Source organism: Lachnobacterium bovis (assembly GCF_900111325.1).
Taxonomy (GTDB): Bacteria; Bacillota; Clostridia; order Lachnospirales; family Lachnospiraceae; genus Roseburia; species Roseburia bovis_A.
The window spans coordinates 106,422-131,559 of the sequence record NZ_FOGW01000004.1 but is presented as its reverse complement, the minus strand read 5'-3'; the positions used below and the strand labels follow the sequence as shown (position 1 = coordinate 131,559).

Sequence of the window (25,138 nt, the reverse complement as noted above, 5' to 3'; positions counted from 1 at the left end):
AACTGTTCTTGTTATTAAAGGAGGAAATTTTCATGGATAGAATTAAAAGTTTTACAATAGATCATGATGTATTAGTTCCTGGTTTTTATATTTCTAGGGAAGATGGCGATATTATTACATATGATCTAAGAACAAGAAAACCAAATGCAGGATCATATATGAGTAATGCAAATATGCATTCAGTTGAGCATATGTTTGCAACTTATGTGCGTAATTCTTCAATTGGTGATAATGTCATTTATTTTGGACCAATGGGATGTCAGACAGGTTTTTATCTTGTTGTAAAAAATGAAACTCCTCAAAAAGCATTTGAAGTCACAAAAGATGTTTTACAAAAGATAATTGATCATAAAGGTGAAGTTTTTGGGGCATCAGCGATTGAATGTGGTCATTACGAAAACTTAGATTTAGCTATTGCTCAAGAAGAATGCAAAAGCTATCTTGAAGTTTTAAAAAATCAAAAAGATATGGAATTTAAATATCCAACTAAATAAAAACAACTCTGGAGAGAGTTTAAAAATACTACTATGAAAGTTAAAGGAACGAAGCTATTATGAGAATTGGTGTTATTGGCGCAATGCAAATTGAAGTTGATAATTTAAAAAAATCAATGCAAGTAGAAAAAATAGAAGAAGTAAGTTCTGTTAGTTTTACAATTGGTAAAGTTGGTGATGTAGAAGTTGTTGCAGCTGTATCAGGTGTAGGTAAAGTTTTTGCAGCAATTTGTGCTGAAACAATGATATTAAAATATAACGTAGATGTACTTATTAACATCGGTGTTGCAGGAAGTACAACAAATAAATTAAAGGTGTTTGATGTTGCTGTTGCACAAAATGTAGTACAACATGATATGGATACATCACCATTAGGAGATCCTGTAGGACTACTTTCTGGAATTAATAAAATTTATATTCCAACAGATGAAAATATTAGAAATGTCTTAGTTGAAACATTAGAAGAAAAAGGTATAAATTACGAAGTTGGAACAATTGCAACAGGTGATCAGTTTATTCATACACAAGAAAAGAAAGAATGGATTCGTGATAATTTTGATGCAATTGCAGCTGAAATGGAAGGTGGAAGTATAGGACACGTATGTTATGTTAATAATGTACCATTTGTTATTTTACGTACTATTTCAGATAGTGAAGGCGGAGCAATGGATTATCAGACATTTGCTACAAAAGCAGCTCAAGTTGCAATAGACGTAGTAATTTCTTTTATAAAAAAAGTAGAGGCAGATGCTAGTAAGTAATGACTTTATAAATAGACTAATAATAAAGGATGCTTCATCCGATAAGGTTAGTGTATGATATAAGTAAATTTTAATAAACCGAAGGTGAACAGCAAAGGAGATAGCATATGAATGAATCAGGTTTAATAATGTTTATGGGCTTTATTTTTGTATTAGTTATTATTGCAGCAGTAATCGCTGTAGTTTCAGCAGTAACTGCATCAGTTGCAGCGTATGTTGATGAAGCAGAAAGCGAAGAAGATGAATAACTAAGAAAGAGGAATTTGTTTTTAATAAAGCAGATTCCTTTTTTTTTACAGGGGAGGGTTTGATGTTATCTAAGCTTAGTGTAAAAAAACCATATACTGTACTGGTGTCAGTTTTATTAGTAATTGTAATTGGGGTAGTATCTTTATCAAAAATGACAATGGATCTTTTGCCTAATATGAGTTTTCCATATGTCATTATTATTACGACGAGCGTCGGTTCAAGTCCTAAAGAAGTGGAAACAAATATCACAGCGCCTATAGAAGCGTCGATGGCCACTACATCTAATATAAAAACAATAACGTCTCGTTCGAGCAATAGTTATTCCATGGTAATGTTAGAATATGAACAATCAACTAACATGGATTCAACAATCATTGAAATTCAACAACAAATTGAACAATTGAAAAGTAAATGGGATGATAAAACGTCATCTCCAATTATCATGCAAGTTGATCCAGATATGTTGCCAATTATGAATGCAGCAGTAGATGTAGAAGGATTTGATGCGAATAAATTATCAGATTACATCAATAACGAAATAAAACCTTCACTTGAAAGTGTTGAAGGTGTCGCATCAGTTTCTGCATCAGGTCAATTAGAGCAAAAAGTAAATGTATATTTAGATCAAGGAAAAATAGATGTTTTAAATGCAAAAATCAAAGAAAGTATAGAAGCTAAATTCAAAGAAGCGACAAGTCAATTAGATAATGCTAATAATGAAATACAAAACGGACAAAATAAAATAGAAAGCGGTAAAAAAGCATTACAAGATACAATTAATAATACATTAAAGCAAAAAGAAGGATTATATAAAAAACAAGCGGATGTTCAAAATCAATTAGAAAAAATAATTCAAGAAAGAAATGAATTATTAAGAATACAACAAGAATTTTTAACTTATTCAACAAGTGAAGCATTTAATAACCTACAAAAAAATATTCAAAGCATGAGTGCCTTAAACGAGGCTATGCAACAAGTCGGAAATAGGGAAGAAATACAAAAACAAATTGAAGAGCTTCAAAAGGAAGTGACTTCAGGAAACTTAGATATAAGAAATAAATTTGAAGGATTACAAGAAATAGGTTTTAATGTAAATGATTATGCTAGCTTTAATGAAGCTGCTGGTAAAATTGCTCAAGATTTAGTCGTTTTAAATACTCAAATTTTAACACTTTCAAAATCACTTGGAGAAATAATTGTTGGAACTTATACAACTTCAAGTATCTTAGAAGTGCTTAATTCGAATGCGTCTATTGCGTCAATGGAAATGGCGATGAATGTTGCAAAATTACAAAGTGCAGCAGATAAAATCGGAGCATCAAAAGAAAAAATAGAAGAAACTAAAAACTCTACCATGTCACAGGCAGATTTAAATAGTGTACTTTCTATGGATACTTTGTCTAAAATTTTAATTGCACAAAATTTTGATATGCCAGCTGGATACGTAACAGAAAATAATGTTAAGTATTTAGTAAGTGTTGGAAAAAAAGTTAAAAGCGTAGAGGAATTAGAAAATCTTCCATTAATAGATATGAAGCTAGATAAAGTTTCGATGGTTCGTTTAAATGATATTGCTCGAATTGATTTTACGGATAATTCAGATTCAACATATGCAAGAGTTAACAATAAGCCAGGTATACTTTTGGCAATGGAAAAACAAACAGGCTACTCAACGGGTGATGTCACAAAGAAAATAAAGGACAAATTCAACTTACTAGAAAAAGAAAACAATAAATTAAAATTTACAATTTTGATGGATCAGGGAATTTATATTGATATTATTGTAAAAAGTGTGGTACAGAACATGATAATGGGGGCTTTTTTGGCGATCCTAGTGTTACTTGTTTTCTTAAGAGATTGGAGAACTACAATTATTATCGCTTTTTCAATTCCGATGTCGGTTATATTTGCAATCGTTTTAATGTATTTTATGGGTATAACATTAAATATTATTTCAATGTCAGGACTAGCATTAGGAATTGGTATGCTTGTAGATAACTCAATTGTAGTTGTAGAAAATATTTTTAGAATGAAGCAAGAAACAACTAACATAAAAAGGGCATCTATAAAAGGAGCTAAACAGGTAGGTGGAGCCATTATTGCCTCAACACTAACGACAGTAAGTGTGTATGCGCCTATTATTTTTACGGAAGGAATAACACGTCAATTATTTGTTGACCTTGCACTTACGGTAACTTTTACACTTGTGGCAAGTTTGATAGTTGCGCTTACAGTTGTACCTGCTATGTCTTCAAAAATGCTTGAACACGATGAAGAAAAGAAGATTGTTTGGTTTGAAAAAATAAAAACTTTTTATGAGAGCTTTCTAAGAAAATGTTTAAATCATAAAGTCATAGTCATTCTTGTTACAGTGCTATTTTTATGTGTATCATTTTTTGCAACGATGTCAAGAGGAATGATTTTTATGAATATGGAAATGGAGACAAATCAGATATCTGTGACAGTTTCTCCTAGGAAGGGTGAAACACTAAAATTTAAGGATTTGACACAAAATTCGGATAAAATAATAGAAATAATTAGAAAGATAGATGGGGTAAAAACAGTAGGTGCAATGACTGGAGGAACAGCATCATCACTAGGAATTAGTGGAATTGGTGGTTCTAATTCTGTTACGATGTATGTTATTTTAAAGGACAATAATAAAAGAAGTTTAAAAGATATAGAAAAGGATATCTTAAATAAGACAAAAAATTTAAAATGTAATGTTAGCACGAATACTTCTGCAATGGATTTTGATAGTTTCTTAGGAAGTGGTATTGAAGTTCAAATAAAAGGAAAAGATATTGCAAAATTACAGATCCTTGCAAAAAAAATTGCAAAAGTTGTAAATCAAACAAAGGGTGTAAAAAATGTTAACAATGGACTAAATAATATGATGGATGAATTTAGCATAACCATTGATAAAGAAAAAGCAGCCGAGAATAATTTTACAGTTGCGCAGGCTTTTCAATTAGTATATGAAGTAATGAAAAGTGAAAGTCCAACCACAACAATAGAAACAGATTTAAAAGATTATAAAGTTTATTTGGTTTCAGATAAGCAAAATCAAGCAACACTAGAGGATATAAAAAATCTAAGTTTTAAGTCAAAGGATTTGACTGGAAAAGAAAGTACTATACCTTTAAAAGAGATAGCAAATTTTAAAAAAATAAAAACATTAAGTACGATTAATAGAGATGCACAAAGTAGATATATAAGCGTCTCTGCAGCCATTGATGAAAATCATAATGTGGCGTTAGTTAGTGATGAAATATCAAAAAAAATCGATAAATTAAATATACCTGAAGGATATACAGTTGAGATGGTTGGTGAAGATGAAAATATAAAAGAATCAATGAATCAACTTATGTTAATGTTAGTTTTAGCTGTAATATTTATTTATTTGATTATGGTTGCTCAGTTCCAATCATTATTATCGCCATTTATAATTATGTTTACTATTCCATTAGCTTTTACAGGTGGATTTATAGGATTGTTTATAACTAAAAACGAATTAAGTGTAATTGCCATGATTGGATTTATTATGTTAGCAGGCTTGATAGTTAACAATGGAATAGTACTTATTGATTATATTAATCAAGCTAGAAAAAAAGGATTAGATAAACAAGAAGCAATTTTAAGTGCGGGTTTGGTAAGAATACGACCTATTCTTATGACTGCGCTTACAACCATTTTATCAATGTCTACGATGGCACTTGGTATAGGTGAAGGATCTGAACTTATGCAACCTATGGCTATAACAATAATCGGAGGCATGGTTTATGGTACGCTTTTAACATTAGTGGTTGAACCATGTATTTATGATATTGTACATAGAAAAGAATAATTATTCCTCTTTTATTAGTTTACCTTATAGAAAAGATTATTATAATTTATTTGAGTAAATTATAAAATACAGTTATACTATAGAAGGTGATTCGAGAGCATATTCGAAACACAATTTAATATGGCTAATTAAAAAGTTTAGTTATGTGTTAATACAGGAGGAAAAAAAATGGATTATAAAAACTCAGGTGTAGATATTGAAGCAGGATATAAATCAGTAGAACTTATGAAAAAACATGTTCAAGAGACTATGAGAAAAGAAGTTCTAACAGGTTTAGGCGGATTTTCAGGAGCATTTTCATTAGAGTCAATTAAGAATATGGAAAAACCTACTTTAGTATCTGGAACAGATGGAGTTGGAACAAAAGTTAAGCTTGCATTTGTTTTAGATAAACATGACACAATTGGTATTGATTGTGTAGCAATGTGTGTAAATGATATTGCTTGTGCAGGTGGAGAACCATTATTTTTCCTAGATTATATTGCTTGCGGTAAAAATTATCCAGAAAAAATCGCATCAATTGTTAAAGGCGTTGCAGATGGATGTAAACAATCTGGAGCAGCTTTAATAGGTGGAGAAACAGCTGAACACCCAGGACTCATGGAAGAGGATGAGTATGATTTAGCTGGTTTTGCAGTTGGTGTTGTTGATGAAAAAGATATTATCACAGGAGCTAATTTAAAAGCTGACGATGTGTTAATTGGTATGGCTTCAACAGGAGTTCATTCAAATGGATTTTCTTTAGTAAGAAAAGTATTCAAGATGGATAAAGAAACATTAGAGACTTATCATGAAGAACTTGGAACAACATTAGGTGAAGCACTTCTTGCTCCTACAAGAATTTATGTTAAGGCTTTAAAAAGTATCAAAGACGCAGGCGTTATTGTAAAAGCATGTAGTCATATTACTGGCGGTGGATTTTATGAGAACGTACCAAGAATGTTACCAGAAGGAAAATGCGCAGTAATTGAAAAAGATAGTTATAAGATTCCACCAATTTTTGGAATGTTACAAAGAGAAGGTAATATAGAAGAACACATGATGTATAATACTTTCAATATGGGTCTTGGTATGGTACTTGCAGTTGATCCGAAAGATGTTGATAAGACATTAGAGGCAATCAAAGCAGCAGGTGATACACCATATGTTGTAGGTAAAATCGTTGATGGCGAAAAGGGAGTTGAATTATGTTAAAACTTGCGATTTGCGTATCAGGCGGCGGTTCAAATCTACAGGCTATCATAGATGCTATAGAAAGTGGAGCAATTACTAATGCCAAAATTTCGGTTGTTATTAGTAATAATGCAAATGCTTATGCACTAGAAAGAGCCAAGAAACATGGAATTGAATCAGTTTGTATATCACCTAAAAGTTATGAAAGTAGAGAAGAATTCAATAAAGAATTTATTAGTAAAATAGATAGTTATGATGTTGATTTAGTGGTTTTAGCGGGATTCTTAGTGGTTTTACCAGAAGAGATGATAAGAAAATATCAGAACAGAATTATTAATATTCATCCTTCGTTAATACCATCATTTTGTGGAAAAGGATTTTATGGACTTAAGGTTCATGAAGGTGTGTTAGAACGTGGTGTTAAAATTACTGGAGCAACAGTTCATTTTGTTGATGAGGGGACAGATACAGGCCCAATCATTATACAAAAACCAGTAGAAGTATTAGAAGATGATACTCCAGAAATTTTACAAAGAAGAGTTATGGAACAAGCTGAATGGAAGATTATGCCACAGGCAATTAATTTGATTGCAAATAATAAAGTGAGTGTAATTGACAAAAAAGTATACATAAAATAAATGTATAATAAGTACATATACAATGTACAAACGTATATGATAATTATGTAGCTAATTATAGATTACGTTTACAATAAAATGGAGGCATAAGGATGAAAGTTTTAGTAGTTGGAAGCGGCGGAAGAGAGCATGCAATAGTTACAGCTATTGCAAAAAGCAAAAGAGTTGATAAAATATATTGTGCACCAGGTAACGCTGGTATAGCAGCATTAGCAGAATGTGTTCCTATTCAAGCTATGGATTTTGAAGGACTTGTAAATTTTGCAAAAGATGAGGCAATTGATTTTACAATAGTTGGAATGGACGATCCATTAGTAGCTGGTATTGTTGATGAATTCGAAAAAGAGGGGCTAAAAGTTTTTGGACCACGTAAGAATGCAGCAATATTAGAAGGATCAAAAGCTTTTTCAAAAGATTTAATGAAAAAGTACAATATTCCTACAGCTCAATATGCAAATTTCGATAATAAGGATGAAGCTTTAAAATATCTAGAAACAGCTAAAATGCCAATTGTATTAAAAGCAAGTGGTTTAGCGTTAGGTAAAGGTGTTTTGATCTGCAATACATTAGAAGAAGCACAAGATGGTGTTAAACTTTTAATGGAAGATAAAAAATTCGGGGATGCTGGTAATACAATCGTAATCGAAGAATTTATGACAGGTAGAGAAGTGTCAGTTTTATCATTTGTAGATGGAAAAACTATTAAGATAATGTCTTCAGCTCAGGACCATAAGAGAGCGAAAGATGGAGATAAAGGTTTAAATACTGGTGGAATGGGTAATTTTTCACCAAGTCCATTTTATACAGATGAAGTTGATGAGTTCTGTAAAAAATACATATATCAGGCAACTGTAGATGCAATGGCAAAAGAAGGAAGACCTTTCGTTGGTGTAATATTCTTTGGCCTTATGTTAACAGAAGATGGACCAAAAGTTTTAGAATATAATGCAAGATTTGGTGATCCTGAAGCGCAGGTAGTTCTTCCAAGAATGAAAAATGACATCATTGATGTTATGGAAGCATGTGTTGATGGTAAACTTGATGAAATAGATTTGCAGTTTGAAGATAATGCAGCAGTTTGTGTTGTTTTAGCTTCAGATGGATATCCAGTAGCATATGAAAAAGGATTTGAAATTACTGGATTAGATAAATTTGATGACAAAGAAGATTTTTATTGTTTCCATGCAGGAACAAAGTTTGATGAATCTGGCAAGATTGTGACAAATGGAGGAAGAGTTCTTGGAGTCACAGCAACAGGAAAAGATTTAAAAGATGCTAGATCAAAAGCATATCAAGCTACAGAGTGGGTTGATTTTGCTAACAAGTATATGCGTCATGATATTGGAAAAGCAATTGATGAGGCATAATTAAAATCGGTTTTTATTAGACAATTTCAAAGGATTGGTATTGTCAGTAAAAATAAATAAAAATATTAGAATATGCATAATTAATTTATGTAGTAAGGAGAATAACGAAATGTTAGAAAAGATGTTTCATTTGAAGGAAAATCACACTACAGTCAAAAGAGAAGTAATCGGTGGTATTACAACTTTCATGACTATGGCTTATATTTTGGCCCTCAATCCTTCTATCTTATCAAGTGCTAAGGGCATGGACAAAAATGCAGTTTTAATGGCAACAGCTTTAGCTGCTTTTATAGGTACTATGGCTATGGCTTTACTTGCTAACTACCCATTTGCATTAGCTCCAGGTCTTGGATTAAATGCTTACTTTGCATTTACAGTTTGTGGATCAATGGGTTATAGCTACAAAGTTGCTTTATTAGCAGTATTTGCTGAAGGTATTATTTTTATTGTTTTATCTCTTACAAATATTCGTGAAGCAATATTTAATGCTATTCCAACTACTCTAAAAAAAGGTGTTTCAGTTGGTATTGGTTTATTCGTAGCATTTATTGGTTTACAGGGTGCTAAAATTGTTACAAAAGATGAGTCAACTCTTGTTAAATTAGTTAATTTTAAAGAAAATTTCAATACTGTAGGTATTGGTGCATTACTTGCAATTATCGGTGTTTTAGTGATTGTAGTATTTAGTTACTATAATGTAAAAGGTTCTTTATTACTTGGAATCTTAATTACATGGGGACTTGGAATTATCTGCGAATTAGCAGGAATTTACAAAGTAGGACCAACAACTCCTTCATTAATTCCATCACTTAGTACATTTGATATTACAGCAATCGGTAAAACATTCGGACAGTGTTTTGACAAAGATATTATTAAAACTATTCATATATTTGACTTTATAACGGTTATCTTTGCGTTTTTATTTGTTGATATTTTTGATACATTAGGAACATTAGTAGGTGTTGCTACAAAAGCAGACTTACTTGATGAAGACGGTAAATTACCAAGAATTAAACCAGCATTATTAGCAGATGCTATTGCAACAACAGTTGGTGCTATCTTAGGTACATCAACAACAACAACTTTCGTAGAAAGTACAGCAGGTGTAGCTGAAGGTGCAAGAACAGGTTTAGCTTCAGTTGTAACAGGTTTATTATTCCTTGTTTCAATTGTTTTATCACCTATTTTCATTGCAATTCCTAGCTTTGCAACAGCTCCAGCACTTATCTACGTTGGATTCTTAATGATTTCAGCAGTAGTTGATATTGATTTTAATGATTTTACAGAAGCTATTCCAGCTTACTTAGCAATCATTGCAATGCCACTTACATATAGTATTTCAGAAGGTATTGCATTTGGTGTTATTTCTTACACAATCGTTAATGTATGTGCAGGAAAATTCAAAAAGATTACACCACTTATGTATGTGCTATCTGTTTTATTCGTATTAAAATTCGTTTTCCTATAATCTAGGGTAATAGAGTATAATGCGAGCCTAAAGTCTTATATATACGAACCGTCGCTTTAGTAATAAGCGGCGGTTTTTTTTATGAAATTATTTATGTGAAAAATTTTATAAAATAAATTTTATTTTTTTTTATTTGATTTATTTTTTATAAGTCTTATAATGAAAAGTGTGTAGTGTAGATTAGAAGGTATATATAGGAATTTGATTAGTGAGAAAGGATAATTATGAAAAATAGATATACTTGGGATGAAGTTGAAGCTGTTATGTTAGAGACTATAAAGGATTTAAATGAGAATACTCAATTTTTAAAGACTAAAGACTTCATTCAACATGGTGATGTGTCGGTATATGAACATTGTGTAATGGTAATGCTAAAAAGTTGTGAAATAGCTTTTAAATTAAAGGCAGATGTTGATTATGAACAGATGATAAAAGGTGCATTATTGCACGACTATTTCTTATATGATTGGCATGATAATGACCCAAGTCATAGATTGCATGGATTTTCACATCCTAAGAAAGCGTATGAAAATGCTCAAAGAGATACTTATATTTCAAAAGTTGAGGGAGATATTATTAGGCATCATATGTTTCCACTTACAGCGATTCCACCGCATAGTAAAGAAGCATGGATTGTATGTATGGCGGATAAAATTTGTGCGACAAAGGAAACATTGCATGTTCAAGATACAGTAACTAGTAAGTTTATTAGTGCATAGATAGGTCAGCAATATATGATTAGTGTAGGTGTACAAGAATCATATAGTGCTGATTTTTTATAAAAACAAGTGAAAAAGATTAATTTGATGTGGCAAAATACGAAATATTATTAAGCTATTAAATTACATAAAATATTTTACAAAAAGGAGTGTAGTTTAAATGAAAAAAATGTTGGGCTTTCTGAATAAAAATGATCAAGCTTATGTATTTGCTATAATTGGTGTCATTTGTTTAATTTTTGCCGAGGAAGTATCAGTATATGCGCCTAGTTTCATAGGGGGAATGATGGCGTTGTACGGCATGATAAATTTGTTGCTCGGAATTATTTTAAATTGGAAATCTCTAGAATTTCAAGTTGGAAATAATAGTATAATGATAATTTTAGGTATAATATTGTTAATTGAAGTTGATAATACTCTAGCTATTATGGGAATTTTGTGGGCTTTTATTTCGTTGAAAGAAATATCAGAGGAAATAGATGAGATGATAGCTGAAAGAGTGTTTTCTAAATCGCGAACTTTAGTATGTATTATGTCTACGATTTTTGCAATAATGCTTATGATTGATCCATTTCATCATTTTATTTTCCATATAAGAGTTCTTGGAATAGAGATGATATTAGATGTATTTATGATTAGACATCATCATTCTAAAATAAATAAGATATAAAGGAAAGGATTTTTAATGTTTAAGAAGGAAAATATTCTGGCTACAAAAAGTTTTTATAGTAAAGTTTTAAAAGTTGCAATTCCTATAATGATTCAAAATGGAATAACAAATTTAGTTGGAATGTTAGATAACATTATGGTTGGTCAAGTTGGAACAAATCAAATGTCAGGCGTTGCTATTGTTAATCAGTTGCTATTTGTCTTTTATCTGATGATTTTTGGTGGTCTTGCCGGTATCGGAATTTTTACAGCACAATATGTTGGACGTGGAGACGATGAAGGAATTAGAATTACTGTAAGAATGAAAATATTAATGGCACTGATTCTTTCAGGATTAGGTTTAATATTCTTTTTAACAAAAGGTGTAGATCTTGCTTCCTTATGGCTTACAAAAAGTTCAGATAAAGCGAGTATGAATGAGACATTGAATGCCGCAAGAAACTATTTGTTTACGATATGTATTAGTCTTATTCCATTTGCTATAGGGCAGGTTTATTCTGGAACACTTAGAGAATGCGGAGAGACACTAACGCCAATGAAAGCAGGAATTGTGGCAATAGTTGTTAATTTAATTGGTAATTATCTTTTGATTTATGGAAAATTTGGTCTACCAAAATTAGGAGTAGTTGGTGCTGCTACTGCAACTGTTATTTCAAGATTCGTTGAAGTTATATATGTTGTTGTATGGCTTAGTAAAAACAAAGCTAGGTATAGTTTTATTAAGGGATTATATTCTAGATTTTATATTCCGCTAGACGTTGCAAAAAAAATATTATTAAAAGCATGGCCACTTTTACTAAATGAAACATTGTGGTCACTAGGTAACACTGTATTGAGTCAACAATATTCTAGATTAGGATTTAGTGTTGTTGCGGCCTTCAATATTCATAGTACTTTAGCAAATGTTTGTAACATTGGATTTATTGCGTTAGGAGATGCGATTGCGATTATATTAGGGCAAGGATTAGGTAGTGGAAAACTAGAAAAAACAAGAGAAGAAGCTAATAAATTAATAGTATTTTCGGTAGAAGTATGTATAATTATGGGATTAGTTATGTTTTCACTTTCAAACGTTTTCCCTATGCTATATAAAACGGAAAATGAGATTAAGCAAATGGCAAGTTCATTAATCAAAATTGGCGCTATTTTTATGCCAGTATATGCTTTTGAAAATGCTTCATATTTCACTATTAGATCAGGTGGAAAAACATTTATCACTTTTTTATTTGATGCCGGCTTTGTTTGGGTGTGTAGTTTACCGTTAGCTTTTGTGATTACACATTTTACTAAAGTTGATATAATTACTGCATTTATAATAGTTCAATCAGCTGAATTTATTAAATGTGTCGTTGCATATCTAATGGTAAAAAGTGGAATGTGGATACATGATTTGACCCAAGAAATATAAAAATACAGCATAGGTATCTATAATAGGTACCTATGCTGTTAAAACAAAAAGGAAAACTTATAAAATAAATAATATTATGAAAAAAAGTGGAGTCTATAAATATTTATTAACCAAGAACGACTTCAACTTCAACAGTGTTTGTTCCGAGGACAGGATCAATGATTGTTGAAGACAATAGTGTTCCGTTAACCTTAATTGATTTTACACCTTTTTCAACGTGCTCAGGATTTAATACATGTATGTTGTAGGTTTTGCCACGGAAAACACGTACACAATCGTATTTATCCCAATCGCTAGGAATACATGGATCAATGCGTAATCCTTTAAAATCAGGTTTTATTCCTAAAATAAATTGACTAATTGTAGCAAAAGTCCAAGCTGCTGTACCAGTTAGCCAACTGTTCTTTCCTTCACCGAAAGAAGGTGCATCTTTACCAGCAACCATCTGACAAAATGCATATGGTTCTGTTCTATGTATATCTTCAATATCTTCTAAGAAGACAGGATTTGTTTTTTTGTAAAGTTCAAATGCTCTATTACCATGTCCAACGATTGTCTCTGAGCAAACAATCCAAGGGTTGTTATGACAGAAAATTCCAGCATTTTCTTTATATCCTGGTGGATAAGATGAAATCTCGCCAAGTTCAAGATGATAAGTTGAATATGCAGGTTGTTGGAGCATAATTCCGTATTTTGTATCAAGTTTTTCTTTGACGCTATTTAACGCATCAAGAGCCATTCCATTATCAAGACCAATTTCTGCCATTACGCACATTCCCTGAGATTCAATGAAAATCTGGCCTTCTTCGTTTACGTGACTTCCAACAGGATTTGAATTTGCGTCAAATGCACGTATAAACCATTTTCCATCCCAACCATGAGTGGTAATTGCTTCAATCATTGTATCGATTTCTTTTTCACAAGCTGTAGCTTCCTCATCAAGGCCTAGTTCATTGCATAGAGTAACATATTCTTTGCCGTATTTTACAAATAATCCAGCAATAAATACACTTTCTGCAACAGGACCAGAGCTTGGGCCAGTTGTTTGGAAGCTTTCGCCAGGTGTATCAGAAAAGCAATTGAGATTTAGACAATCATTCCAATCAGCACGTCCAATGAGAGGTAGTCCGTGTGGTCCTTTGTGTGTCACAGTATAATTGAAACTACGTCTTAAATGCTCAAAAAGAGAGGCTTTGTTAGTTGAATCACTGTTAAAAGTACATTCTTCATCAAGAATAGTATAATCACCAGTTTCCTTTATGTAAGCACAAGTACCAGCAATCAACCATAGAGGATCGTCATTAAAACCGCTACCAACATTTAAATTGCCAGTTTTTGTGAGAGGTTGATATTGATGGTAAGCACTACCATCTTCAAATTGTGTGTTAGCGATATCAATAATTCGTTCTCTGGCTCTAGATGGGATAAGATGAACGAAACCAAGTAAATCTTGAGAAGAATCTCTAAATCCCATACCGCGTCCCATACCACTTTCGTAGTAACTAGCACTTCTACTCATATTAAAGGTAACCATACATTGATATTGGTTCCATATATTGACGCTTCTATTTAACTTTTCATTTCCAGTTTCAACATTAAATTTAGATAATAAAGAGTTCCAATAGTCTTTTAATTCTTTTAATGCTGTATCGACTTGCTCATCTGTTGAATATTTAGCAATCAATTCTTTTGCAGGAGCTTTATTGATGACATTAAGAGCTTCGAATTTTTCTTCTTGTTTATTTTCACAATATCCTAACAAGAAAATAAATGAAACGGATTCATTTGGTTGTAATGTTACTTTTAAATGATGACTTCCGATTGGAGACCAACCATGAGCAACACTATTTCTTGAAATACCTTCATTTACAGCGTCAGGATTAGCTGGGCTATTGTAAAAACCGGTAAATGTCGCTCTGTCAGTATCAAAACCATCGATTTCATGGTTTACATGGTATATGGCATAATGATTTCTTCTTTCACGATACTCGGTTTTATGATAAATTGTGCTTCCTATTATTTCAACTTCACCAGTTGAAAAGTTTCGCTGAAAATTAGTACAATCATCTTCAGCATTCCATAAACAAAATTCCACATAACTAAATAAGTCTAGTGTTTTTACGTTTTCGCTATCGTTCGTTAATTCTAGCTTATTTATTTCAACATTGTCTTTAATAGGTACGAAAGCAGTTAATTTTGCACGTAGATTATTTTTGCTACTTTCAAATGTTGAATATCCAAGACCATGTCGACATTCGTAGGAATCTAGCGGTGTTTGGGTAGGTTGCCATCCTGGATTCCAAACATTTTCGTTGTCTTTTATATAGTAATAGCGACCGTTTGAATCGTAAGGACAGTTATTATATCTATATCTTGTAAGTCGTAATAATTTGGCATCTTTATAGAAATCATAACCACCAGCGGTATTAGAAATAATACCAAAAAAGTCTTTTGATCCTAAGTAGTTGATCCATGGTAATGGAGTCTTAGGAGTAGTAATAACATATTCTTTATTAATGTCATCAAAAAATCCGTATTTCATTATATACCTCCAATCAAATAAGTAACATTTTCTTAAAATCCTGTATAAATTGTCTTACGAATACGATTTCGTAAACTTATTAATGTCATTATAGCAACCAATTTTGGAAAAATAAATACAATTATCAGAAAAAATATAAGTTTGTGCATAAATTACAAAAAACGTAACCTGTAATTGTGAAAATTATAAGTTGACTGGTGCCGATAACTACGTTAGAATGAGATTAACGAAAACGTATTCGCAAGATTCGTTGATGTTAGGAAGGATTAAGATGGTAACTATAAAAGATATTTCGAAAGCATGTAATGTTTCAACAACAACGGTTAGTAAAGCATTAAATGGTTATAAAGATATCAGTGATAAAACAAGAGATTTGGTATTGAAAACAGCTAGAGAAATGCATTATTTTCCGAATGCAGCAGCTAGACAGCTAAAAACGAATATGTCACATAATATTGGTGTATTGTTTGTTGATGAAACGAATAGTGGACTAGCTCATGAGTATTTTTCAACTATATTAAATAGCGCGAAAGAAGAATCAGAGAAGTTAGGCTATGATATAACGTTTATTAGTAAAAACATGGGAAGAAAGAATTTTTCTTATTTAGATCATGCAAGATATAGGAAAGTTGATGGAGTATTAATTGCTTGCGTAAACTACAAAAACCAGGAGGTTATTAATTTAGTAAATAGCGAAATCCCAACAATTAGCATTGATTATGCATATGATAATCGCAGTAGCGTGATGTCAAACAATATAGAGGGCGCTTATGAACTTACTAAATTTTTAATAGAAAAAGGTCATAAAAAGATAGCGTTTATTCATGGCGAAAGAACATCAGTAACGGAAAAGAGATTGAATGGATTTTTTAGAGCATGTAAGGAAGGAGGAATACTTGAAAAAAAAGAATGGGTTTTAGAGGCAAAGTTTCATGATACAAAATCAAGTGCGGAAGCAACTGAAAAATTAATGAAGTTAGCAGATCCGCCAACAGCAATTATGTATCCAGATGATTTTGCTTATTTAGGAGGATTAAATGCTTTAGAAAAACTAAATTTGTCTGTTCCAGATGATGTTAGCGTTGTTGGATATGATGGTGTAAAATTGGCGCAAGTCCTTAGACCTAAACTTACAACTTATTACCAGGATGCTGAGATGATCGGCATTAAATCGGTAAGAAAATTGGTAGAAATAATAGAACAACCTAAGTTTTGCGTACCAGAACAAATAATGGTTAGTGGAAGACTGTTAGTGGGAGGTACCGTAAAAGACTTAAGTAATAAACGGAACACAAGTAAAAAATAAAAAGCCAAATTATTATGGTAGATTAGGGGGAAAATCTATGAAAAAAAGAATTACAAAATTAATGGCATTATTATTAACAACATCTATGTTAGTACCAATGACAGCTTGTTCTACAGGAGGAAATGAAGCAAAATCAGATGAACACGTATTAAACATCTGGTGCTGGAATGATGAATTTCAGAGTAGATTCAACGATTACTATCCAGAAGTTAAAAAAGTTTCAAAAGACAAATCTAAAACATATTTGAAAGATGGTACTGTTGTAAAATGGACTATCAACGAAAACAAAGGTAATAACTATCAGAACAAGTTAGATGAAGCACTTGCTGCACAAGATGATAAAGATGATAATGAAAAAATTGATATATTCTTAATTGAAGCTGACTATGCTTTGAAATATGTTAATTCTAGTGCAACACTTGATGTAGTTAAAGATGTTGGTTTAACTAAAAAAGATTTAGGCGATCAGTATCAGTATACAAAAGACATCGTTACAACAAAAGGTGTACAAAAAGCTACTTCTTGGCAGGCTGCTCCTGGATTATTTGCCTACAGAAGATCAGTTGCTAAACAGGTTTTAGGTACAGATGATCCTGTAGAAGTTCAAAAATCATTAAGCGATTGGAATAAATTCAATGAAGTTGCTGGTAAAGCAAAATCAGCTGGATTCCAGATGCTTTCAGGATATGATGATTCATTTAGAGTTTTCTCAAATAATGTTAAACAGCCTTGGGTTAAAGGTGATACTGTTACAGTAGATAAAAACATTATGGAATGGGTAAAACAGACAAAAGAGTTTACAGATAAAGGATACAACAACAAGACATCTCTTTGGAATGATGCTTGGTCAAAAGATCAGGGACCAGATGGAAAAGTATTTGGATTCTTCTATTCAACATGGGGAATTAACTTTACATTAATGAAAAACTCTTTAGCAGATCCAGATGGAAAAGCTCAAGTAGGAAATGGTGCATTTGGTGACTGGGCAGTTTGTGAAGGACCAGCTCCTTATTATTGGGGTGGATCATGGTTATGTGCTGCAAAAGGAACAGATGACAAGAAAGAAATTAAAGACATTATGAGAAAACTTACATGCGATAAAAATATTATGAAGAAAATGACAGAAAATCCAGAAATTCAGGATTATACAAATACAGTTTCAGGTATGGAAGAAATCGCTAAAGATCCTAACTTTGGTTCTGAATTTTTAGGAGGCCAAAACCACGTAGCATTATTTAGCGAGTCTGCTAATAAGATCGATATGTCAAATACAAGTAAATATGATCAAGGATGTAATGAAAAAATCCAGACAGCTATGAAGGATTATTTTGATGGTAAAGTTTCTTTAGATAAAGCTAAAAAGAATTTTGAAACATCTATTAAAGAAACATATCCAACAATCAAAAAAGTTGAATGGCCAAATGAATAATTTACAAAATAATAATTTAATAAGAGAATTATATAAATGAGAAAAGGGAAAATGGTGAGAAAAGATGAAAGAAAATAAAACAAAAAAATACAGACGAGACAAACATGGAAAATGGGGTTACGTATTTATATTGCCTTTCTTTCTTACTTTTGCCATATTTCAGTTTATTCCATTGGCATCAACAATTTATTATAGTTTTTTTGAGTACTATAGGGATGGTCTAGATGTTATAGGACCAAAATTTGTGGGATTAAGAAATTATGTTGAATTATTTGGGGCTGATTTACCAAAATATTTAGGTAATACTTTTATACTTTGGATAATCGGCTTCATACCACAAATTGTTGTATCATTAGTACTAGCTGCATGGTTTACAGATGAAAGACTAAAAATTAAAGGTAAACAGTTTTTTAAGGTGGTAATTTATATGCCTAACCTTATTATGGCGAGTGCTTTTTCAATGTTATTCTTCGCTTTGTTTTCAGATATTGGTCCAATTAACTCATTTTTAGTTTCATCAGGATTTGTTAAGGAACCAGTTAGATTCTTATCATCTGTTATTGGAGCAAGGGGACTTATAGCACTTATGAACTTTTTGATGTGGTTTGGAAATACAACTATTTTGCTTATGGCAGCAGTAATGGGAATTAGTCCATCATTATTTGAGGCGGCACAATTAGATGGATGTAATCATAGACAGATTTTCTTTAAGATAACATTACCAAGTATTAGACCAATTTTAGTATATGTATTTATTACATCTATGATTGGTGGATTACAGATGTTTGATGTTCCACAGATTTTAACAGGTGGAGCAGGAAGTCCAAATAGAACAACAACAACTATGATTATGTTCTTAAATAACCACCTTTATAGTAAAAACAATGGTATGGCAGGTGCAGTATCAGTAGTTTTATTTGTAATATGTGCAGTATTATGTTTAGCTGTTTATAAGACATCTGACCCAGCTGGAGAGAATAAATAAGGAAGGAGACCAATTAATATGAATAGCAAAAATGGATTAAAAGCAGGCGGACTTAGAAAATTAATTGCATATATAGTATTAATTATACTAGCTTTCCTATGTTTGTTCTTCTTTTACATTTTAATTATTAACTCAACAAGAAACCATGCACAGATACAACAAGGTTTTTCGGCTGTACCGGGAAAAGCTTTTATGAAAAACTTTAATAATGTATTAAATGATGCCAATGTACCAATTGTATCTGGTATCAAAAACTCATTTGTAATTTCGGCTTGTTCGGCAGCTTTAGCAGTTTATTTTTCAGCATTAACCGCATATGGTTTATATGCATATGATTTTAAATTAAAGAAACCAGCATTTGTATTTATATTACTTATATTAGTAATGCCAACACAGGTTTCTGCATTAGGATTTTTAAGATTGGTAAAAAGTATACCATTTATGAAAGATAACTTATTACCACTTATTGTTCCATCAATTGCGGCTCCAGCGGTGTTCTACTTCATGTATAGTTACATGCAGTCATCACTTCCAATGGAGTTAGTTGAAGCGGCAAGAATAGATGGGTGTTCAGAATTTAAGACATTTAACAGAGTTGTAATGCCTATTTTGAAACCAGCACTTGCAGTTCAGGCAATATTCGTGTTTGTAAGTTCGTGGAATAATTACTTCATGCCAGCGCTTGTTATCGATAGAAAGGAATTAAAAACACTTCCAATTTTAATTGCTTCGTTAAGAGGTGCGGATTTCTTGAAATTTGATATGGGTAAAGTGTATATGCTGATTATGTTAGCAATTGTTCCAATTATTATAGTCTACATCCTCCTTTCGAAATACATTGTTGCAGGTGTTGCATTAGGTGGTGTAAAGGAATAATAGTATACGGTTTTTATTTTACAGAGTGATAAACGAAAAAGCGTCGCTCTCGCAGAAATATGGTGCGAGGGCGGCGTTTTTATTACTGTAAAAAAATATAAAATATGATAGAATCATAATAGTTTAAAGACATAAAATTATTACGAAGAAGAATGGAGAACACATGAAAAAAATTATTATAGTTGAAGATGACGTATCTTTAAGACAGGAATTAGCAATTTTGCTTCAGACATCAGGGTATAATACGTACATTATAGAAAAATTTGAAAATGTTGTAGAAGAAATTATAGCACAAAATGCAAATCTAGTTTTATTAGATATTAATCTTCCTGTGACAAATGGAGAGTTAATATTAAAGCAATTACGAAAAAAAACAGACATACCAGTCATTATGGTAACAAGTAGAACGAGTGAGTTAGATGAAGTTTTATCGTTAAGCTATGGAGCTGATGATTATGTGACTAAACCTTATAACCCAACATTGTTATTGTTGCATATTTCAGCTGTTTTAAAAAGAAATGATAAGGAAAATTTAAAAAATGAACTTCAATATAGGGATTTAAAAATAGAGTTGGCAAAAAGTATTCTTTACAATGAAGAAAAAGAAATTGTCCTTACAAAAAATGAAATGATTATTTTTATGTGTTTAGTTGAAAAAAAAGGATCAATTGTTTCAAGGGAATATATAATGAATAGTTTATGGGACAATGATGAATATATAAATGATAATGCATTGACGGTTAACATTAGTCGACTTAGGAGTAAACTTGATAGTTATGGTTACTCAGATGTAATAGAAACAAGAAAAAAACAGGGGTATATTTTAAAATGACATTGAGAAAATATTTAAAAAGTAAGAGTCTAATTATTTTTATAAAATTTATATCTTTAGCTAGTTTTGTGATTTTTGGTTTAGCCTATGGAGCAAGAACAGATTATATAGAAACATTAGTAATCATATTTTTCTTTCAGGAGGTTATAGTATTATTTTTATCATATATTAAAAAGAAAAAATATTATACTCAAATAAATGAAGTCCTATCTAATTTAGATGAAAAATATCTTGTCACAGAAATGATTGAAGATACGGATTATTTAGAAGGAAAAATGTTTAATGAATGGCTTTATGAAATTGACAAATCTATGTGTGATAACGTCAGTGCTTATGAGAGACGGGTAAAAGAGTATAAAGAGTTTATCGAAATGTGGGTTCATGAAGTAAAAATTCCAGTAGCTAGTATAGTTATAATGTGTAAAAATAGCAAGAATAAGCTAAAAAACATAGAAAATTGTAATGAAATAGAAGAAATATCTCTAGAAAATTATAAAAAGATAAGTATACAGCTTAAAAAAATAGATACGTTTCTTGAACAGATTTTATATTACACTCGTTCAGAAAATACAAAAAGTGATTACTTATTTGGAAAATGTAATTTAAAAGATATTATTAAAACGGTTGCATTAAACAATAAGGATGATTTATTAGAAAAAGATATAATATTTGATGTTAATGTTGATAATATAAGTGTCATAACTGATAAAAAGTGGCTTATATTTATCGTAAATCAAATAGTAAATAATTGTATTAAATATTCAGATGTCAAGAAGAAGGAGTCATACATAAAAATAGTTGCAAAGGATGAAAAAGATTATGTGAGACTTGACATAGAAGATAATGGAATAGGTATTGATAGTAAGGATTTACCAAAAGTATTCAATAAATGTTTCACAGGAGAAAATGGTAGGGTATTTAATAAATCAACAGGAATAGGGCTTTATATAGTAAAAAAACTAATGGATGCGTTAGGACATAAAATAGAAATAGAATCAAAAAAGCACGAATTTACAAGGGTTAGACTTGTTTTTGGAAAAAATCATATTGTTAACATTACAGATTTGTAAGATTATGTAAGATTAAAATTACGACAAATGATTTTGTATAGCTTATTATAAACATGTAAGTTGAAGTACTAAATAAAAGGCAAAAAAATAAAATGTATACCAATTTTTATTGGAGAAAGGATTAATATGGGAACAGTATTAAAAATCGATCACATAAAAAAATATTATGGAAACAAAACATGTTTAACAAAGGCTATATCAGATATTTCATTTGAAGTACAAAAGAAAGAATTTGTGGCTATAATGGGTTCATCTGGTAGTGGAAAAACCACTTTACTTAATTTGATTTCTACAATCGATAAGGTAACAGCCGGAAGCATTGTGGTAAATGGAACAGAAATAACTAAGCTCAAAGGAAATAAATTAAATAAATTTAGAAGAGACGAATTAGGATTCGTTTTTCAGGATTTTAATTTATTAGATACATTAACAGCGTATGAAAATATAGCATTAGCTCTTTCTATAAAAAAAGAAAACCCACATTTAATAAAAGAAAAAGTTTGCGAAATTTCAAGGATGCTTGGAATAGAGAATATACTTAATAAATATCCATATCAAATATCTGGAGGACAAAAACAAAGAGTGGCAGCAGCAAGAGCAATAATAAATAAACCTTCATTAATCCTTGCAGACGAACCAACTGGAGCACTTGATTCAAAGTCTGCAGCAATGTTATTAAGTCAATTTAGAGAGTTAAATGAAAAAAATGAAGCTACTATCTTAATGGTAACACATGATGCATTTAGTGCTAGCTATGCAAATAGAGTTATTTTTATAAAAGATGGCGAAATTTTTCATGAGCTTAATAGAGGAGAAGATAAAAGAAGCGTATTTTTTAATAAGATAATTGATGTAATTGCATTGTTAGGAGGAGATGTAAATGATGTTATTTAAACTTTCCTATAAGAACATAAAGGCTGGAATAAAGGATTATGCAGTTTACTTTATAACATTAGCATTAGGTGTTGCAATGTTTTATTTGTTTAATTCCATTGAGTCACAATCAGTTATTGTTTCTATGAAAAAAGATCAAAACGATCTAGTGGAAATAGCTGTACAGGTAATAAATATAATTAGTTATATTATATCTATTATATTTGGATGTTTAATAATATATGCAAGTAGATTTTTAATAAAAAGAAGAAAAAATGAATTTGGAATTTACTTAACATTAGGAATGAGTAAAAAACAAGTTTCTTATATATTGCTAGGAGAAAACTTTTTAATAGGATTATTCTCACTTGGTGTTGGATTAATAATTGGAATTTGTGGATCATATTTTGTAAGTGGGCTAGTTGCAAACTTATTTGAAGCAGATATGAGAAGATTTTATTTTGTAATTTCTGGAAAGGCAATTATAAAAACAATAGTATGCTTTGGAATAATATTTGTAGTTGATATTATTTTTCATATGTTTCAGGTTGGAAGATATAAATTAATTGATTTGTTATATGCAAATCGTAAAATGGAAAGCATAAAAATACGACGTATTTGGCCAAGTGTTATAGTGTTTATCCTATCAATTGTTGTTTTGGCAGCAGCATATCATTTGGCATTAGTTGATTGTTTTACAGATAGTATTACAACGAATATGCAGCTCAAGTTACTTATGGCAATTATTTTAGGATGCTTAGGAACGTTGTTATTCTTTTGGTCAGTATCAGGTTTTGCGCTAAGAATATTGAGGTATAAATCAAAAGTTTATTATAAAGAATTGAATATTTTTACATATAGACAGTTAGGATATCAAATTAATACTAATGTAATTGCAATGTCGATTATTTGTATTTTATTATTTGTAACATTATGTATTTGTGCTGCTGGTTTTTCCATAAAAGAGGATTTAACTAATAAAACAAAAAAGAGCATCCCATACGATGTTGAAATACAAAAAACGGTTTGTCAAAAAAATTATCAGGTTTTAAATGAAACTATGGATAGAGCTCTTGGTTATGAAAAACAAGATAAGGAAAAATTAAAAGATATTTCTTTAAATAGAATGAAGTTAAAAAAAGCTTTAAATAAATTAGATGGAACATATTTAGCGAACTTTAAAGATTATACCGTTATAAAACCAATGATATGGTACGGAGAAAAAAATCCATTACAAAAGGAAACAAAGAACATAAGCCAATTTACAGCCAATGAAGCAGGCGGAGTTAAGAGTCCTAAATACAGTTTTCCGATTTTTAATAGAATATACAAACAAAGTGATTTTAATAAAATTGCTATGATATCTAAAAAAAATACAGTTTCTTTAAAAGAAAATGAATATGCAGTTTATTATAATTGTGAGCTTGATACACTTCAGAATATAGTGGAAGATGAAATTAAGCTAACAGATATTAATATTTGTGGAATTGATATCGTTCCTAAATACAAAAAAATAAAAAAGGCTACATTATCAGTTGATAATAGTGGCATGAATGCATGTGCTTCAATAGTTGTTACAGATGAAATGTACAATAAGATGTATAACATTTTATCAAAAAGATACTATGATTATATGGAACAATCAATAACAAAAATTAATAGCATGAAAACATTAGATGAAAAAACAAATTATTATGATAAACTATCTAGTTCAGATAATCCTGGTTATGAAGTTATTCAAAATAGAGGAATGGCAAATTATGAGGTACTTATTGGAAACTATAAAGCAAAATCAAGCAACGTAAGAAGACAAGTTGATAAAAATATTAAACATGATATTGTAAACTCAAAAGATTATGTTGGAAAAATTGAAATTATAGGATCTAAAAGTGAAATGATTGATGCTTCAGTTGGCGTTGGTGCAATTACAGTATTTACAGGTTTATATTTAGGTGGAGGTTGCTTAATAGTGTGCGTTGCGCTTTTAGCATTAAAGGAATTAACCAATAATGTTGATAGTATTGAGAAATATGAAGTTATACGTAAAATAGGTGCTGATGAAAAAATGATAAATAAATCATTATTTAAACAAGGGGTTATATTTTTTATGATTCCATTAGCTGTAGCGTTAGTTCATTGTATTTTTGGATTACAATTTACAGAAAAAATATTATTATTTTCCGATGCAAAATTAAATGCTGTTACAGTTTTTGTTGCTTTTGTATGTATAATCGCAATTTATGTTGCTTATTTTGTTGTAACTTACTTAAATAGTAGGCGAATTATAAACAGAAAATAAAGTATATAGTTGAAATTGCACTTTTTTTGTATGTAAACGGTTACATTATGTTAAATATTACTGTTAAAATAACTATAAAGAAAAGGAAAAAAAGCAGTGTTTTCGTCAATATCACAAAAAGCGAAAACAAAGG

At 30.7% G+C, this 25,138-nt stretch carries 20 protein-coding genes; 19 read left to right on the top strand and 1 reads right to left on the bottom strand.

From position 1 onward, the window contains the following. The first annotated feature begins 32 nt into the window (after positions 1–32). From BMY79_RS00560 to BMY79_RS00515, 11 genes are all read left to right on the top strand, one after another. Complete coding sequence (locus BMY79_RS00560) at positions 33–494, top strand: S-ribosylhomocysteine lyase (RefSeq protein ID WP_027421877.1); 462 nt, start codon at positions 33–35, stop codon at positions 492–494. A gap of 59 nt (positions 495–553) precedes the next feature. Next, on the top strand, positions 554–1,255 hold the full coding sequence (locus BMY79_RS00555; RefSeq protein ID WP_022749354.1) for a 5'-methylthioadenosine/adenosylhomocysteine nucleosidase: 702 nt from the start codon (positions 554–556) through the stop codon (positions 1,253–1,255). Positions 1,256–1,362: 107 nt separating this feature from the next. Next, entirely contained in the window at positions 1,363–1,503 is a 141-nt protein-coding gene (locus BMY79_RS12090; protein WP_022749355.1) for a hypothetical protein, read from the top strand. Positions 1,504–1,565: 62 nt separating this feature from the next. Beyond that, on the top strand, positions 1,566–5,351 hold the full coding sequence (locus BMY79_RS00550; protein WP_027421878.1) for an efflux RND transporter permease subunit: 3,786 nt from the start codon (positions 1,566–1,568) through the stop codon (positions 5,349–5,351). Between the two features lie 168 nt (positions 5,352–5,519). Continuing rightward, the gene (gene purM / locus BMY79_RS00545) at positions 5,520–6,545 is read left to right on the top strand and encodes a phosphoribosylformylglycinamidine cyclo-ligase (protein WP_022749358.1); all 1,026 of its coding nucleotides are present in this window, start codon (positions 5,520–5,522) and stop codon (positions 6,543–6,545) included. Then, positions 6,539–7,162 (top strand): phosphoribosylglycinamide formyltransferase, encoded by a 624-nt coding sequence (gene purN, locus BMY79_RS00540; protein ID WP_022749359.1) that lies wholly within the window; start codon positions 6,539–6,541, stop codon positions 7,160–7,162. Before purM ends, purN begins: the two co-directional genes overlap by 7 nt. Before the next feature lie 92 nt (positions 7,163–7,254). Further along, positions 7,255–8,529 (top strand): phosphoribosylamine--glycine ligase, encoded by a 1,275-nt coding sequence (purD, locus tag BMY79_RS00535; RefSeq protein ID WP_022749360.1) that lies wholly within the window; start codon positions 7,255–7,257, stop codon positions 8,527–8,529. 109 nt (positions 8,530–8,638) lie between these two features. Next, the gene (locus BMY79_RS00530) at positions 8,639–9,997 is read left to right on the top strand and encodes an NCS2 family permease (protein ID WP_074730282.1); all 1,359 of its coding nucleotides are present in this window, start codon (positions 8,639–8,641) and stop codon (positions 9,995–9,997) included. 224 nt (positions 9,998–10,221) lie between these two features. Beyond that, complete coding sequence (locus tag BMY79_RS00525; protein ID WP_022749363.1) at positions 10,222–10,716, top strand: HD domain-containing protein; 495 nt, start codon at positions 10,222–10,224, stop codon at positions 10,714–10,716. A gap of 160 nt (positions 10,717–10,876) precedes the next feature. Then, entirely contained in the window at positions 10,877–11,386 is a 510-nt protein-coding gene (locus tag BMY79_RS00520; protein WP_022749364.1) for a hypothetical protein, read from the top strand. 15 nt (positions 11,387–11,401) lie between these two features. Continuing rightward, complete coding sequence (locus tag BMY79_RS00515; RefSeq protein ID WP_074730281.1) at positions 11,402–12,793, top strand: MATE family efflux transporter; 1,392 nt, start codon at positions 11,402–11,404, stop codon at positions 12,791–12,793. Between the two features lie 106 nt (positions 12,794–12,899). Here the strand turns inward: BMY79_RS00515 and BMY79_RS00510 are convergent, their stop codons facing one another. Continuing rightward, positions 12,900–15,335 carry a glycoside hydrolase family 94 protein gene (locus BMY79_RS00510; RefSeq protein ID WP_022749367.1) on the bottom strand — a complete coding sequence of 812 codons (2,436 nt, stop codon included), beginning with the start codon at positions 15,333–15,335 and terminating at the stop codon, positions 12,900–12,902. Between the two features lie 271 nt (positions 15,336–15,606). Here BMY79_RS00510 and BMY79_RS00505 point away from each other — a divergent pair, with 271 nt between their 5' ends. The 8 genes from BMY79_RS00505 to BMY79_RS00470 all read left to right on the top strand — a co-directional run bounded on the left by BMY79_RS00505 (position 15,607) and on the right by BMY79_RS00470 (position 25,005). Beyond that, complete coding sequence (locus tag BMY79_RS00505) at positions 15,607–16,641, top strand: LacI family DNA-binding transcriptional regulator (RefSeq protein WP_022749368.1); 1,035 nt, start codon at positions 15,607–15,609, stop codon at positions 16,639–16,641. Between the two features lie 37 nt (positions 16,642–16,678). Further along, complete coding sequence (locus tag BMY79_RS00500) at positions 16,679–18,070, top strand: type 2 periplasmic-binding domain-containing protein (protein ID WP_022749370.1); 1,392 nt, start codon at positions 16,679–16,681, stop codon at positions 18,068–18,070. A gap of 64 nt (positions 18,071–18,134) precedes the next feature. Next, a complete protein-coding gene (locus BMY79_RS00495; protein WP_022749371.1) occupies positions 18,135–19,055 on the top strand; it encodes a carbohydrate ABC transporter permease in 921 nt (306 codons plus the stop codon). Positions 19,056–19,073: 18 nt separating this feature from the next. Further along, complete coding sequence (locus BMY79_RS00490; protein ID WP_022749372.1) at positions 19,074–19,931, top strand: carbohydrate ABC transporter permease; 858 nt, start codon at positions 19,074–19,076, stop codon at positions 19,929–19,931. 163 nt (positions 19,932–20,094) lie between these two features. Then, entirely contained in the window at positions 20,095–20,763 is a 669-nt protein-coding gene (locus BMY79_RS00485; protein WP_022749374.1) for a response regulator transcription factor, read from the top strand. Beyond that, on the top strand, positions 20,760–21,833 hold the full coding sequence (locus BMY79_RS00480) for a sensor histidine kinase (RefSeq protein ID WP_027421882.1): 1,074 nt from the start codon (positions 20,760–20,762) through the stop codon (positions 21,831–21,833). Before BMY79_RS00485 ends, BMY79_RS00480 begins: the two co-directional genes overlap by 4 nt. Before the next feature lie 126 nt (positions 21,834–21,959). Further along, entirely contained in the window at positions 21,960–22,727 is a 768-nt protein-coding gene (locus BMY79_RS00475) for an ABC transporter ATP-binding protein (RefSeq protein ID WP_022749376.1), read from the top strand. Further along, entirely contained in the window at positions 22,714–25,005 is a 2,292-nt protein-coding gene (locus BMY79_RS00470) for an FtsX-like permease family protein (RefSeq protein ID WP_074730280.1), read from the top strand. Before BMY79_RS00475 ends, BMY79_RS00470 begins: the two co-directional genes overlap by 14 nt. The last annotated feature ends 133 nt before the right edge of the window (positions 25,006–25,138 follow it).